Annotated in this window: 12 protein-coding genes; 7 read left to right on the forward strand and 5 right to left on the reverse strand. The window is 64.1% G+C overall.

Annotated features, from left to right (window positions below; genetic code table 11):
* Window positions 1-62: 62 nt before the first annotated feature.
* The 3 genes from ftsX to ftsY are packed head-to-tail and all read right to left on the reverse strand — an operon-like array spanning window position 63 to window position 3,297.
* Window positions 63-1,088, reverse strand: coding sequence for a permease-like cell division protein FtsX (gene ftsX / locus M2396_RS10610; RefSeq protein WP_103435675.1), 1,026 nt, complete (start codon window positions 1,086-1,088; stop codon window positions 63-65).
* Complete coding sequence (gene ftsE / locus M2396_RS10615; RefSeq protein WP_101315453.1) at window positions 1,085-1,756, reverse strand: cell division ATP-binding protein FtsE; 672 nt, start codon at window positions 1,754-1,756, stop codon at window positions 1,085-1,087. The genes ftsX and ftsE overlap by 4 nt, the downstream gene beginning before the upstream one ends.
* Window positions 1,753-3,297, reverse strand: coding sequence for a signal recognition particle-docking protein FtsY (gene ftsY, locus M2396_RS10620; RefSeq protein ID WP_259074661.1), 1,545 nt, complete (start codon window positions 3,295-3,297; stop codon window positions 1,753-1,755). The genes ftsE and ftsY overlap by 4 nt, the downstream gene beginning before the upstream one ends.
* 232 nt (window positions 3,298-3,529) lie before the next feature.
* Between ftsY and M2396_RS10625 the strand changes: the two genes are divergently transcribed.
* The 6 genes from M2396_RS10625 (at window position 3,530) to M2396_RS10650 (ending at window position 10,826) form a co-directional block, all read left to right on the forward strand.
* A complete protein-coding gene (locus M2396_RS10625; RefSeq protein ID WP_259074663.1) occupies window positions 3,530-4,885 on the forward strand; it encodes a pitrilysin family protein in 1,356 nt (451 codons plus the stop codon).
* Window positions 4,878-6,392 carry a pitrilysin family protein gene (locus M2396_RS10630; protein ID WP_150570386.1) on the forward strand — a complete coding sequence of 505 codons (1,515 nt, stop codon included), beginning with the start codon at window positions 4,878-4,880 and terminating at the stop codon, window positions 6,390-6,392. Before M2396_RS10625 ends, M2396_RS10630 begins: the two co-directional genes overlap by 8 nt.
* A complete protein-coding gene (rsmD, locus tag M2396_RS10635; RefSeq protein ID WP_101315445.1) occupies window positions 6,392-6,994 on the forward strand; it encodes a 16S rRNA (guanine(966)-N(2))-methyltransferase RsmD in 603 nt (200 codons plus the stop codon). The genes M2396_RS10630 and rsmD overlap by 1 nt, the downstream gene beginning before the upstream one ends.
* 95 nt (window positions 6,995-7,089) lie before the next feature.
* Window positions 7,090-8,412: a pitrilysin family protein gene (locus M2396_RS10640; protein ID WP_259074667.1), complete on the forward strand. Its 1,323-nt coding sequence runs from the start codon at window positions 7,090-7,092 to the stop codon at window positions 8,410-8,412.
* Window positions 8,405-9,772: a pitrilysin family protein gene (locus M2396_RS10645; protein ID WP_150573336.1), complete on the forward strand. Its 1,368-nt coding sequence runs from the start codon at window positions 8,405-8,407 to the stop codon at window positions 9,770-9,772. Before M2396_RS10640 ends, M2396_RS10645 begins: the two co-directional genes overlap by 8 nt.
* Window positions 9,773-9,833: 61 nt before the next feature.
* Window positions 9,834-10,826 (forward strand): hydrolase, encoded by a 993-nt coding sequence (locus M2396_RS10650; RefSeq protein WP_259074669.1) that lies wholly within the window; start codon window positions 9,834-9,836, stop codon window positions 10,824-10,826.
* 12 nt (window positions 10,827-10,838) lie between these two features.
* On the opposite strand, the gene M2396_RS10655 is transcribed toward M2396_RS10650, so the two are convergent.
* Complete coding sequence (locus M2396_RS10655) at window positions 10,839-11,693, reverse strand: sulfurtransferase (protein WP_259074671.1); 855 nt, start codon at window positions 11,691-11,693, stop codon at window positions 10,839-10,841.
* Window positions 11,694-11,724: 31 nt separating this feature from the next.
* Window positions 11,725-12,390: a TetR/AcrR family transcriptional regulator gene (locus M2396_RS10660; protein WP_101315435.1), complete on the reverse strand. Its 666-nt coding sequence runs from the start codon at window positions 12,388-12,390 to the stop codon at window positions 11,725-11,727.
* A gap of 146 nt (window positions 12,391-12,536) precedes the next feature.
* On the opposite strand from M2396_RS10660, the gene M2396_RS10665 reads away from it, so the two are divergent.
* On the forward strand, window positions 12,537-13,967 hold the full coding sequence (locus M2396_RS10665; RefSeq protein ID WP_259074674.1) for a coniferyl aldehyde dehydrogenase: 1,431 nt from the start codon (window positions 12,537-12,539) through the stop codon (window positions 13,965-13,967).
* Window positions 13,968-14,049 lie beyond the last annotated feature (82 nt).

Consider the following 14,049-nt stretch of genomic DNA (forward strand, 5'->3'; position numbering starts at 1 on the left):
GCCATAAATGACCGGAAACTGTCGTGCAAGTTCCCGTTTACGTCAATGATGGCGCAAAAACATTATCGTGGGGCCAGCTCATTCAAGTGGCGAGCCACCGCAATCCATGCACCGATATACCCTAACAACACCGCACCAATCAAGAGCGACAGACCGTCGGCAGCCGGCACACCGGCCAGCGCAAAGTCACTGCCATACAGCCCGGACAAGCCGATTACCGCGTCGTTGAGCCAGTTCAGGCCAAACGCCAGAATCGCCCAGGCCAGCAGCCCGGCGCCCAGCCCATACAGCGCGCCCATATACAGAAACGGCCGGCGTACGTAGCTGTCGGTACCACCGACCAGCTTGATCACTTCGATCTCGACGCGGCGGTTCTCGATATGTAGACGAATTGTGTTACCGATTACTAACAACAAAGCTGAAACCAGCATCACGGCCAGGCCAAAGACGAAACGATCGCCCAGCTTGAGGATCGCCGCCAACCGCTCGACCCAGACCAGGTCCAGCTGCGCCACATCCACCCGTGGAAGCTCAGCCAGGCGCTGGCGCAAGGCTTCCAGGGCCGGCTTGTCGACTTCGGTCGGGGTCACTACGACCACCCCGGGCAAGGGGTTGTCCGGCAACTCGCGCAGCGCCTGGCCGAGGCCCGACTGCTGCTGGAACTCTTCCAGAGCCTCTTCGCGGCTGACGAACTGGGCATCTGCTACGCCAGGCATGCCTTTGATTTCATCTCGCAGCGCTTCGCCTTCCCTGCTGCCCGCATCGAGCTTGAGGTACAGCGAAATCTGCGCAGCGCGCTGCCAGGAGCCGCCCAGTTGCTCGACGTTCTTCAGCAACAGCGACAGGCCCATGGGCATGCTCAGGGCCACGGCCATCACCAGGCAGGTGAAGAAGCTGCCGATCGGCTGCTTGGCCAACCGGCGCAGGCTGTCGAGCAGGCTGGCGCGGTGGCTTTCCAGCCAGGCGTGGAACAGGGTGCGGAAGTCCGGGCCGTCGTCGTCGCTGCCGCCGCGTTTCTTGCTTGGTTGCGGATCAGCGGGCTTGGGCGCAACGCGCTCGGAAACCTTGGGGGTGCGGGTAGTACTCATTGGCCAGCCTCGCCATCGCCGATCAGTCGGCCGCGTTGCAGGGTCAGCATGCGGTGGCGCATGCGGGCGATCAGTGCCAGGTCGTGACTGGCAATCAGAACGGTGGTGCCGAGGCGATTGATGTCCTCGAACACCCCCATGATCTCGGCCGCCAGGCGCGGGTCGAGGTTGCCAGTAGGTTCGTCAGCCAGCAGCAAAGCCGGCTGGTGAACGATGGCACGGGCAATACCGACGCGTTGTTGCTGGCCGGTGGACAGGTCCGCCGGGAACAAATCGCCCTTGTCGCTCAGTGCCACGCGCTCCAGCGCCGAATCAACGCGCTTGGCGATTTCCGGCTTGGACAGCCCGAGAATCTGCAACGGCAAGGCGATGTTGTTGAACACGGTGCGGTCGAACAGCAGCTGGTGATTCTGGAACACCACGCCGATCTGCCGGCGCAGAAACGGGATCTGCGCGTTGCTGATCTGGCCGAGGTCCTGCCCCGCCAGCAGCAGCTTGCCGCTGGTCGGGCGCTCCATGGCCAGCAACAGACGCAGCAAGGTGCTCTTGCCGGCGCCGGAGTGGCCGGTAACGAACAGGAACTCGCCGCGACGGGCGCGGAAACTCAGCTCATGCAGGCCGACGTGGCCGTTGGGGTAGCGCTTGGCGACCTGTTCGAATCGAATCATGAAGGCTCCCGCTCATTGAACAGGGCTTTGACGAACGGCTCGGCCTCGAAGGTGCGCAGGTCATCGATGCCTTCACCCACACCGATAAAGCGGATCGGCAGTTTGAACTGCTTGGCCAGGGCGAAGATCACCCCGCCTTTGGCGGTGCCGTCCAGCTTGGTCAGGGCCAGGCCGGTCAGCTCGACGCTCTGGTGGAAGTACTTGGCCTGGCTGATGGCGTTCTGGCCGGTGCCTGCATCCAGCACCAGCAGCACTTCGTGGGGTGCGTCGGCATCCAGCTTGGCGATGACCCGACGGACCTTCTTCAGCTCTTCCATCAGGTTGTCTTTGGTGTGCAGGCGGCCAGCAGTATCGGCGATCAGCACATCGGCGCCACGGGCCTTGGCGGCCTGTACGGCATCGAAGATCACCGAAGCCGAGTCGGCGCCGGTGTGCTGGGCGATGACCGGGATCTGGTTACGCTCACCCCAGACCTGCAACTGCTCGACCGCAGCGGCGCGGAAGGTGTCGCCGGCAGCCAGCATGACCTTCTTGCCATCGAGCTGGAGCTTCTTGGCCAGCTTGCCGATAGTGGTGGTTTTGCCAGCGCCGTTCACGCCAACCACGAGGATCACGTAGGGTTTGTGCTGGGTGTCGATGTGCAAGGGCTGCTCGACTGGGCGCAGCAGCGCGGTCAGCTCGTCCTGCAGCGACTTGTACAGCGCGTCGGCGTCGGCCAGCTGCTTGCGCGCAACCTTCTGCGTCAGGTTCTGCACGATCACCGACGTGGCTTCGACGCCGACGTCGGCGGTCAGCAAGCGGGTTTCGATTTCTTCGAGCAGATCATCGTCGATGATTTTCTTGCCCAGGAACAGGCTGGCCATGCCTTCGCCGATGCTGGCGCTGGTCTTGGACAGGCCTTGCTTGAGGCGGGCGAAGAACCCGGCCTTGGCAGGTTCGCTGGCAACGGCAGGGGCTGCGGCCGGCTCGACGACGGCAGGCAGAACGGCGGCGGCGACAACAGCCGGCTCAGGTTCGACGACTGGCGCGACAGCAACTACCGGAGCTTGTGGCTCTGGTTCTGGCGTTGGCTCGAGTACAGGAGCCTGAGCAACCAATTCAGGCTCGGCAACCACTTCAACCGCAACCGGCTCGACCAGCGGCCGCACAGGAATGATCGGTGGCGCAACTGGCTCAAGGTCCGGCACCAGCGCAACCGGCTCCTCGGCCACCGGCAGCACCAGATTGCTGACCGGCGGTGCAGTTTCAGCCACGGCCGCTGGCGCAAGCGGCTCACGTTCAGGTTCAGGCGCAGCCTCGACAACCGGCTGCGGCGCAATCACCGGCGCCGCTTCAAGCAGCACAGGCTCAGGCTCGGCCAGCGCCGCCGGCGCAACCGGAGCAGCCTGCTCGACGGGTGCAACAGGCTCTGCAACCTGGGTTTCAGGGGTTTGCGGCTGTTCGGCGACAGCTTGCTGTGGTTTCTTGCGGAACCAGCCGAACAGGCCTTTTTTCTCACCAGCCTCGGCCGGCGCTTTCTTGTCGTCGTTGGAACCAAACATGGAGGACGGCTATCTCAAGTCGCGATGAGCCATTAGTGGCGCATCTGGAATTCTCTATCACGCAGAACAGACTATCTTGAATCCGGCTGGTTCATGCGCAACGTTTTGTCGTAGGGTCCTGCGGGCCAGAACGGCGACAGGCATGGTCGCCAGGCAACCGGATCAGTATCCTAGCACCTCCTGGCCTGCTGACGCTAAACCGAAGCGGGCCGCCGTACAGGTTAATCATCGTATGAATGCTCTAGCCCGCCGCGCTGCTGGCCTGCTGCTCAGCACGCTCTGCCTGCCCCTGGCAGCACTTGCCGCCGATCCGCAACCGACCCACGAATTCATCCTAGACAACGGCCTCAAAGTGGTCGTGCGCGAGGACCACCGCGCCCCCGTGGTGGTCTCGCAGATCTGGTACAAGGTCGGCTCCAGCTACGAGACCCCAGGCCAGACCGGGTTGTCCCATGCGCTCGAGCACATGATGTTCAAAGGCAGCGCCAAACTCGGCCCGGGCGAAGCTTCGCGGATCCTGCGCGACCTCGGCGCTGAAGAAAACGCCTTCACCAGCGACGACTACACCGCTTATTACCAAGTGTTGGCGCGCGATCGCCTGCCGGTCGCGTTCGAGCTCGAAGCCGACCGCCTGGCCAGCCTGCGCCTACCGGCCGACGAATTCAGCCGTGAAATCGAAGTGATCAAGGAAGAACGGCGCCTGCGCACCGACGATCAGCCCAACGCCAAGGCATTCGAGCTGTTCAGCGCCATGGCCTACCCCGCCAGCGGCTACCACACGCCAACCATCGGCTGGATGGCGGACCTGGAGCGGATGAAAGTCGAGGAGCTGCGCCACTGGTACGAGTCCTGGTACGCGCCGAACAACGCCACCGTGGTGGTGGTCGGCGACGTTACCGTCGATGAAGTCAAAGGCCTTGCGCAGAAATACTTCGGCGCCATCCCGAAACGCGCCGTGCCGCCGTCCAAGCTGCCGCTGGAGCTGGCCGAGCCCGGCCTGCGCCAGTTGACCCTGCACGTGCGTACGCAGTTGCCGAGCCTGATCTACGGCTTCAACGTGCCAGGCCTGGCCACCGCCAAGGAGCCACGCACCGTGCATGCCCTGCGGCTGATCTCGGCGCTGCTCGACGGCGGCTACAGCGCGCGCATGCCAGCACGCCTGGAGCGCGGCCAGGAGCTGGTCGCCGGCGCGTCGTCCGGTTACGACGCGTTTACTCGCGGCGACAGCCTGTTCCTGATCTCGGCCACGCCGAATGTGCAAAAGCACAAGACCCTGGCTGATGTCGAAAAAGGCATCTGGCAGCTGCTCGACGAACTCAAGACCACTCCGCCAACCGCCGAAGAGCTCGAGCGTGTACGCGCCCAGGTCATCGCCGGGCTGGTGTATGACCGTGACTCGATCAGCAGCCAGGCCACCACCATCGGCCAGCTGGAAACCGTCGGCCTGTCCTGGAAGCTGATCGACAGCGAACTGGACGAGCTCAAGCAAGTGACCCCGCAGGACATCCAGGACGCCGCCCGCACCTATTTCACCCGCGAACGCCTGAGCGTTGCCCATGTACTGCCCGAGGAGTCCGCTCATGAGTGATCGCCGCCTTCCACGCTACGCCCTGATCGGTCTCGGCGCGGTTGCCCTGGCAGTCGCCGGCACCATTATGCTGACCCGCCCGGCGCAGTCCGATGCCGCTACCGCAACCACTACCGATGCCAAGCCTGCCAGCAGTGCCGCAAGACCAGCCAATACCCTGCAGTCGCTGGCCGAACTGGACGGCAAGGCGCCGAGCCGGCGTGAACTGAACATCCAGAGCTGGAACACCGCCGAAGGCGCCCGCGTGCTGTTCGTTGAAGCCCGCGAACTGCCGATGTTCGACCTGCGCGTGACCTTTGCCGCCGGCAGCAGCCAGGACGGTAACGTCGCTGGCTTGGCCACGCTGACCAACGCCATGCTCAACGAAGGCGTTGCCGGCAAGGACGTCACTGCAATCGCTGAAGGCTTCGAAGGCCTGGGCGCCGACTTTGGCAATGGTTCCTACCGCGACATGGCGGTAGCGACCCTGCGCAGCCTCAGCGCCAGCGACAAGCGCGAGCCGGCCCTGAAGCTGTTTGCCGAAGTGGTCGGCAAGCCGACCTTCCCCGCCGACGCGCTCAAACGCATCCAGAACCAGCTGCTGGCCGGTTTTGAGTACGAGAAGCAGAACCCGGCCAAGATCGGCGGCAAGGCGCTGTTCGCCAACTTGTATGGCGATCACCCATATGCCCAGCCGAGTGACGGCACTGCGCAGAGCATCCCGGCGATCACTCTGGAGCAACTGCGCGCGTTCCACGCCAAGGCCTATACCTCGAAAAATGCCGTGATCGCGCTGGTTGGCGACCTCAGTCGCAGTGATGCCGAAGCGATTGCTGCGCAGGTTTCCGCCGCGCTGCCGCAAGGCCCAGCGCTGGCCAAACCGGCCGAGCCGAGCGAACCGAAAGCGGGCCTGACCCACATCGACTTCCCGTCCAAGCAGACCCACCTGATGCTCGCCGAGCTGGGTATCGACCGCCAGGACAAGGACTGGCCAGCACTGTCTCTGGGTAACCAGATCCTTGGTGGCGGCGCCTTTGGCACGCGGCTGATGAGCGAGGTGCGCGAGAAGCGCGGCCTGACCTACGGCGTGTACTCGGTGTTCAGCCCGATGCAGGTCCGCGGCCCGTTCATGATCAACCTGCAGACCCGCGCCGAACTCAGCGAAGGGACACTCAAGCTGGTTCAGGATATCCTTGCCGACTACCTCAAGAGCGGCCCGACCCAGCAAGAGCTGGACGATGCCAAGCGCGAACTGGCCGGCAGCTTCCCGCTGTCCAATGCCAGCAACGCCAGCATCGTTGGCCAGCTGGGCGCAATCGGCTTCTACAACCTGCCTCTGACCTGGCTCGAAGACTTCATGCAGCAGTCGCAGAGCCTCACCGTCGAGCAGGTCAAGGCCGCCATGAACAAGCACCTGGCAGCGGACAAACTGGTGATCGTCACGGTCGGCCCGAAAGTCGCGCAGCAACCGCTGCCGCCGCCTACTGACAAACCCGCCGAGCAGCCGCTTGGCGTACCGGAGCATTAATGGCCAAGCCATCCACCCCCGCTCGCGCCAAGCCCGGCGTAAGCCAAGGCCAGGGTCACCTGCGCATCATCGCTGGCGAGTGGCGCAGCCGCCGCCTGCCGGTGCCAGACGGCCCGGGCCTGCGGCCTACCCCTGATCGCGTGCGCGAAACCGTGTTCAACTGGCTCGCGCCCTACATCGAAGGCGCGCAGGTGCTCGACGCCTTCACTGGCAGCGGTGCGCTGGTGCTCGAGGCCCTGTCGCGCGGCGCCGAAAATGCCGTGGCGCTGGACAACAACGGCGCCGCGGTCAGCAACCTCAAGGACAACCTCGAGCTGCTGCGCTGCGCCCGCGGGCAGATCCTCCAGACCGACGCCCTGCGTTATCTGGATGGCGAAGCGAAAAAACAGTTCGACGTGGTCTTTCTCGATCCGCCGTTCAATCAGGACCTGCTGGCCAACACCTGCAGCCTGCTCGAAGAACGCCAGTGGCTGCGCGAGCGGGCCTGGATCTACACCGAAAGCGAAGTAGCGCCGTCTTCGCTGCAGATGCCTGCCAGTTGGCGCCTGCACCGTGAGAAGAAGACCGGCCAGGTCCATTACGCACTGTGGCAACGCGGCTGACGCCCGCAGCCCACCTGCGTAATTAATTAACGCAGGTGGGTCACCCGCTTGATTGAAGCTGCTTCGTTCTAACGTCGAACAGGAGCGCTCCAATCATGACCTCGTCCGCAACCCCTTTGTCAGCCAGCCAGACGGTGCTCACGCAGCCGCCGCTGCAAAGCTTCAAACTCGACAACGGCCTGCAGGTCTATCTGCGCCAGGACCACCGCGCCCCGCTGGTCAGTGCGCAACTGTGGTACCACGTCGGCTCAAGCTATGAGCCGGCCGGCCAATCCGGCCTGTCGCATCTGCTCGAACACCTGATGTTCGAAGGCAGCAGCAAACTGGCATCGGGGCAGTACTCCAAACTGCTTACCCTGCTGGGCGGCGACCCCAACGCCTTCACCTCCGAAGATGCTACGTGCTTCCCGGTAACGCTGCCTGTCAGCCGCCTGGAGATCGTACTGGAAGCAATGGCCGATGCCATGGGCACTGCGCGCTTCGAGCAGTCGACCTTCGAGCGCGAGGTGCAGGTCGTGCTGGCAGAGCGACGCCTGCAGACCGACCAGAGCCCACTGACCATCGCCCTGGAGCGGGACAGGCTCCTGGCCCACGGCAGCAGCCCGTATGCGACCCCGATCATCGGCCATCAGGCCGATGTTGAAAGCCTCACCGCTCAAGCCGCGCGCCGTTGGTACCAGAACTGGTATCAGCCCGCCAACGCGACACTGGTGGTCGTGGGCGATATCGATCTGGCGCGCCTGCGCCGGTATGTCGAGCGCCATTTTGCCGCTGTGGCCCGCGCTCAAGTGCCATTCAATAGGCGCCCAACAGGGCCGACTGCGTTGCAATCGCGCAGCCAAACCGTGGCCTTGGCACAGATGCGCGAGGGTTTGATCATGAACTTCAACGTTCCCAGCCAGGCAACCGCAGTCGATGAGCAAGAGAGCTGCGCACTACGCCTGATCCCGGAACTGATGATGAATGGCGTCAGCTCGCGGCTGTATCGGCAACTTGTCAATCGCAGGCAGTTGATCCAGGCGATGCGCGCCGAGTACCGGCACCTGATGCGTGGCGACAGCCTGATGTCGTTTTTCATGTTCAGCAACCCCCAGCAAGGCACCCCGCAGCAAGCCGGCGAAGTGGTGTTGGACGAGCTGCAGGTGCTGGCCCAGACAGCGCCCAGCGAAGCGGAGCTTGAGCGCGCCAAGGCACGCTTGCTGGCCAATCTGGTGTTCGGCCGAGACATGATCAGCCAGCAGGCCGACGCCATTGGGCGATATGCCGCAATCGGCGTCGACCCTGCGTTTCTCGACCGTGAGCAGCACGCCATCGAGCAGGTCAGCGCAGACGCTGTGCGCCACGCAGCCCTCAGCTACCTGACCCGGGATCGACTGAGCATTACCTACATGATGCCCCAGGAGCAAACCCATGACTGATTCGACAAGCATTGCACCCACCGCCGTTACCGCCAACCTGTCCTCAGCCGAAGGCATCGACCTGAGCCAGTTCGAACAGGTTCGCACTGAGGTACAGGCCTGGCAGACCAGCCATGGCACCCAGGTACGGTTCGTCGAGGCGCGCCAATTGCCGATGGTTGACCTGATCGTTCTGTTCAATGCCGGCACCAGCGTGGATGCCGAACACAGCGGACTGGCAGCCTTGACGATGTATATGCTCGATGAAGGCACCGAGCGCTTGAACGCCGAGCAGTTTGCCGAACAGACAGAGCGATTGGGCGCGATCCTCAGCACGCAGATCCGCTTGGAGCATGCCTCGTTGTCGCTGCGCTGTCTGAGCAGCGAAGTGGTGTTGGCGCAGGCCGTGGCGCTGTTTACCGAGATGCTTGCACGGCCCGCCTTCGACGAACAGCAACTGGTCAAGGTCAAGCAGCAACTACGGGCATTCCAGAGCTCTCGCTACAACGCTGCGCCAACCCGCGCCCAGAGTGAACTGTTCAGCCGCTTGTATGCCGGGCACCCGTATGCCGCCCCATTGGGTAGCACTGAGCAGGGCATTCAGGCCCTGACCGCCCAGGATTTGCGTGATTTCCATCAGCGCGCTTACTCGGCCAACAATCTGCAGGTGTCGATCGTCGGCGATCTGTCGCGGGCGCAAGCCGAGGCGCTGGTCGAGCAGCTCGCCGAGGCTCTGCCGCAAGGCTGGGCCGCTGCCGAGTTGCCGCCGGTTCCGCCCACCAGCGCCGCCAGCGCACATGTGCCAACGCCTGCTGCAAACAACACCCTCCTGCTTGCGGTACCCATGAGCGGGCGGCCGTCGCAGGCAGACTATCCGGCGCTGGTTCTGGCAGCCGATGTCCTCGGCTCAGGATTCGACTCACGCCTGATGCAGGAGCTGCGGCAACGTCGCGGATTGACTTATCACATCAGTTGCCGGCCATCTCCGCTCAAGGCCGGCGGCGTGCTCGCCATCGGCTGGGACTGCGCCGCGCAATACCGCGAGGCGAGCCGCGAACTGGTCGCGGGCATGCTCGAAGCGCTGGTAAATGAGGGCCCCACCAACGCCGAACTGGAGCTAAGCCGTCGGCAGCTGTCTGGCCAGTTGGTACGCTCGGTGGCAACCAACAGCGGGCTGGTGGAGCTGTTGAGCAAAGGCAGCCATCAGGGCCTGCCCGCCGATCACCTGGTCACCTACCAGGCGCAGTTGAGCGCAGTCAGCGCACGCAGCGCACGCCACGCACTGCAGGAGCACCTCGACCTGAGTCGCATGGTGACCGTCAGCCTGGGCTCGGACCAACCGCAGCAGCCCTTGCCGCCGCTGCCACACAGCGACCGATAGCACAGGTACAGCGGCGCCGTTTCATGGCACTCTAGGCAGGCACATCACGAGCCGCCCCAGCATGCCCAGCCACACTGCCCAGTTCCGCCCGGCCACCGGCCTGACCAACCCTCACCTGCAAACCTTGTGGGGCCCGCTCTGGCGCAGATTGCCGGAGCTGGCCCGCAGTCGCGAGCGGCTCTGGCTGACCGATGGCGACTTCATCGACCTCGACTGGTACGGGCCGCATCAGCTCGACACGCCGTTAGTGGTGGTCCTGCATGGCCTCACCGGCTCGTCCAGCTCGCCCTACGTCAAGGGTTTGCAGCATGCCTTGCAGGCGCTCGGCTGGGCCAGTGTTGCGGTCAACTGGCGTGGCTGTTCGGGTGAGCCGAATCTGCTTGCGCGCAGCTATCACTCCGGCGCCAGCGAAGACCTTGCCGAAATCATCCAGCACCTGCGTGCGCAGCGGCCGCTGGCGCCGTTGTATGGGGTCGGTTACTCACTGGGCGGCAACGTGCTACTCAAGTACCTGGGTGAAAGCGGCGCCGCCAGTCAGTTGCAGGCAGCGGTCGCGGTATCGGTGCCGTTTCGCCTGGATCAATGCGCCGACCGCATCGGGTTGGGTTTTTCGAAAATCTATCAAGCGCACTTCATGCGCGAGATGCTGGCCTACGTGCAACACAAGCAGCAGTACTTTCGCGCCACCGGCCAGCAGCAGGGGCTGGACCAGATCGAGCAGTTAGGCGCGCTGGGCAAAATGCGCACGTTCTGGGATTTCGACGGCAAGGTCACCGCGCCGCTGCACGGCTTTGCCGATGCACACGATTACTATCGGCGAGCATCCAGCCGCTATTACCTGGGCGAGAACCGCACACCGACCCTGATCATTCACGCCAGCGACGACCCGTTCGTGTTCACCCATAGCCTGCCGACGCCTGAAGAGCTGCCGGCGCAGACCGAATTCGAACTGCATGCCCGCGGCGGGCATGTAGGCTTTGTCGAAGGCAGCCTGCGCAAGCCGGGGTATTACCTTGAGCGGCGCATTCCGCAGTGGCTGGCCGAGCGCGGTTAAGCGCTGACGGCCTCAGTCGCCAGTGGCCACGCCGCGCTGCGGGTCGTTGATCCACTCACTCCAGGAACCTGCATACAAGCGGCCTAACGGATAGCCGGCCAGCGCCAGGGCAAACAGGTTGTGACACGCCGTCACCCCCGAGCCGCAGTAGGCAACCAGCTGCTCTGGCGCGCGCCCGGCCAACTGCTCGGCAAAGCGCTGCTTGAGCTGTTCGACCGGCAGAAACCGGCCATCGGCGCCTAGGTTGTCGGTGAATGCCGCGCATCTGGCTCCGGGAATGTGCCCCGCCACCGGATCGATCGGCTCCACCTCACCACGAAAACGCGGCAAGCCGCGGGCGTCGAGCAAGGTCAGCTCAGGTTTGTCCAGCTCGGCCAGCAACTGCTCGGCATCGATCAATAGCTGCGTATCGGCCTCACCGCTGAAGCCGCCCTCGCGCTTGGGTGGCGAATCCAGGCTCAGCGGCAGTTGCGCGGCATGCCAGGCCTTGAGCCCGCCATCGAGTATCGCCACACCGTCGCGCTTGCCCAGCCACACCAGCAGCCACCAGGCGCGTGCGGCGAAGGCGCCAGGGCCGTCGTCATACAGCACCACCTCACTGGTGTTATCCACACCCCACTCGCGCAGCCGCTCGATCAGCCTTTGCGGGTCCGGCAACGGATGCCGGCCGGTCTGTCCCTTGACCACCTTGCCACTCAGGTCGCGCTCAAGATCGGCAAAGTGCGCGCCGGCGATATGCCCTTCGGCATAACTGCGCTGGCCGTAATCGACGTCCTCCAGAGCAAAACGACAGTCCAGAATCACCAGCCGAGGCGAGTCCAGACGCTCGGCCAACTGCTGTGGGGTGATCAACTGCGCGAGGGGCATGGCAATCTCCTGATCGAATGGCAGCAAGGCGTCAGTGCGCCAGGGCCTGGTTGAGAGGTATGTGAAATTCATCGCACAAGGCGTCGACAGCAGCGCGCGCATCGGCCGTAACGAAGCCCAGCTCCAGCACCAGCACTTGATAGACGCCGCGCTTGAAAGCTTCTTCACCCAGATGCGCCGAATGTTCGCGGGTGGTGCTGAGAAAGCGCACCCACGAAGTCAGCACGATCCAGGCATTGATGGTCAGCGACTCGATCTGCGCCGGCGCCATGGCGAGGATGCCTGCATCGACAAAGCCGCGGTAGATCGCCTGGCCCTGCACCAGGCAGCGCTGGGAAAAGCGCCGATAGCGGGCCGCCAGCTCCAGATCGCTCTCAAGCAGGTGCTCCAGGTCGCGATGCAGAAAGCGGTAGTTCCACATCGCCGCGAGCAGTGCCTTGAGATAGAAGCGTTTGTCTTCGACGGTCGCCGCGCGGCCCTGGGGCGGGCGCAGAAAGCTGTCGACCAGCTCTTCGTACTGACTGAACAGCACGGCGATGATCGCCTGCTTGTTGGGGAAGTGGTAGTACAGGTTGCCGGGCGACATTTCCATGTGCGCTGCGATATGGTTGGTGCTGACGCTGCGCTCGCCCTGCTGGTTGAACAGCTCCAGGCTGTTTTGCACGATGCGCTCACGGGTATTGATGCGTGGGGCCATGCTCAGCTCCAGGTTACGGGCAGTTCGATACCGCATCTTACGGTCAATCCAGCCACGGTTGCACGATTGCAGGCTGCTGACGGGTCGAAATCCTGATCGAATTAGAGTACAAGCTCTAGCACCTGTCCGGCCTCGCGGAGCCTGTGATGTCTTCAACCCTGAGCGCGCCTCCTGTGCATTCCGACCTCGACCTGCAAGCGACGTTCGCCCTGCAGCGACAGGCGTTCGCCGGCAACCCGTCGCCCCCTGCCGCGCAGCGCCGGCAATGGCTGAAAAGCCTGCGCGAAGCGCTGCTGGCAGACCAACAGCGCTTGATCGAGGCGATCGATGCCGACTTTGCCGGGCGTAGCGCCGACGAAACCCTGCTGGCCGAGCTGCTGCCCACGGTACAAGGCCTACGCGATGCCGAGCGCCAGCTGCAGCGCTGGATGCGGCCCTCGCGGCGCAAGGTCGGCCTGGCCTTTCAACCGGCCAGCGCGCGGGTGGAGTACCAGCCTTTGGGTGTGGTCGGCATTATCGTGCCGTGGAACTACCCGTTGTTTCTGGCCATTGGCCCGTTGACCGGAGCGCTGGCGGCGGGCAACCGGGTCATGCTCAAACTCAGTGAGGCCACCCCGGCCAGCGGAATCGCCCTGCAAGCGCTGCTGGCGCGGGTGTTTCCCGAGGACTTGGTCAGCGTGGTGCTGGGGGAGGTCGAGGTCGGCCAGGCATTTGCCCGCCTGCCGTTCGACCACCTGTTGTTCACCGGTGCCACCAGCATCGGCCGGCGGGTGATGCTGGCGGCGGCCAACAACCTGACTCCGGTAACGCTGGAGCTGGGCGGCAAGTCGCCGGTCATCGTTTCGTCCGATGCGGCCCTGGCCGGTGCCGCCGAGCGCATCGCCTTTGGCAAATTGCTCAACGCCGGCCAGACCTGCGTCGCGCCCGACTATGTGCTGGTACCGCGTGATCGTGTCGGCGCGTTTGCCGACGCCTACCGACAGGCCGTGCGCCGCCTGTACCCGAGCATCGCCGGCAACCGCGACTACAGCGCGATCATCAACCCGCAGCAACTGCAGCGGCTCGTGCACTTGCTCGCGGATGCCAGCGACAAAGGTGCTCAGGTGCTTGACCTGTATCCGCATGAAAGCCGCGAAGGTCGCCGCCTGCCGCCGCATCTGCTGCTGGATGTGAGCGATGACATGCAGATCATGCAGGACGAAATCTTCGGCCCACTGCTGCCGCTGGTGCCGTATGACAAGCTCGACGATGCGCTCGCCTACATCAATCAGCGGCCGCGGCCTTTGGCTTTGTATTACTTCGGCCAAGACCGCGCGCAGCAGCGGTTGGTACTGCAGCACAGCCACTCGGGCGGGGTGTGCATCAACGACACCCTGCTGCATGTTGCCCAGGATGACCTGCCCTTTGGCGGCGTCGGGCCTTCGGGCATGGGCCGCTATCACGGTCACGACGGCTTCCTGACCTTCAGCAACGCCAGGGCAGTACTGAGCAAGCAGCGGCTCAACCTGGCCCGGCTGATCTATCCGCCCTACGGCAAAGCACTGCAACGGCTGGTCTACAAGCTGTTCATTCGCTGACTCGCGCGCGCATGACAAGCCCTGCCCGGACTGTCTATAGTGCCTTGGTCAGGCCGTGCGACTTGGCCGGGCGCAGTCGCTG

The organism is Pseudomonas sp. BIGb0278 (assembly GCF_024809895.1).
In the GTDB taxonomy this organism is placed as follows: domain Bacteria; phylum Pseudomonadota; class Gammaproteobacteria; order Pseudomonadales; family Pseudomonadaceae; genus Aquipseudomonas; species Aquipseudomonas shirazensis.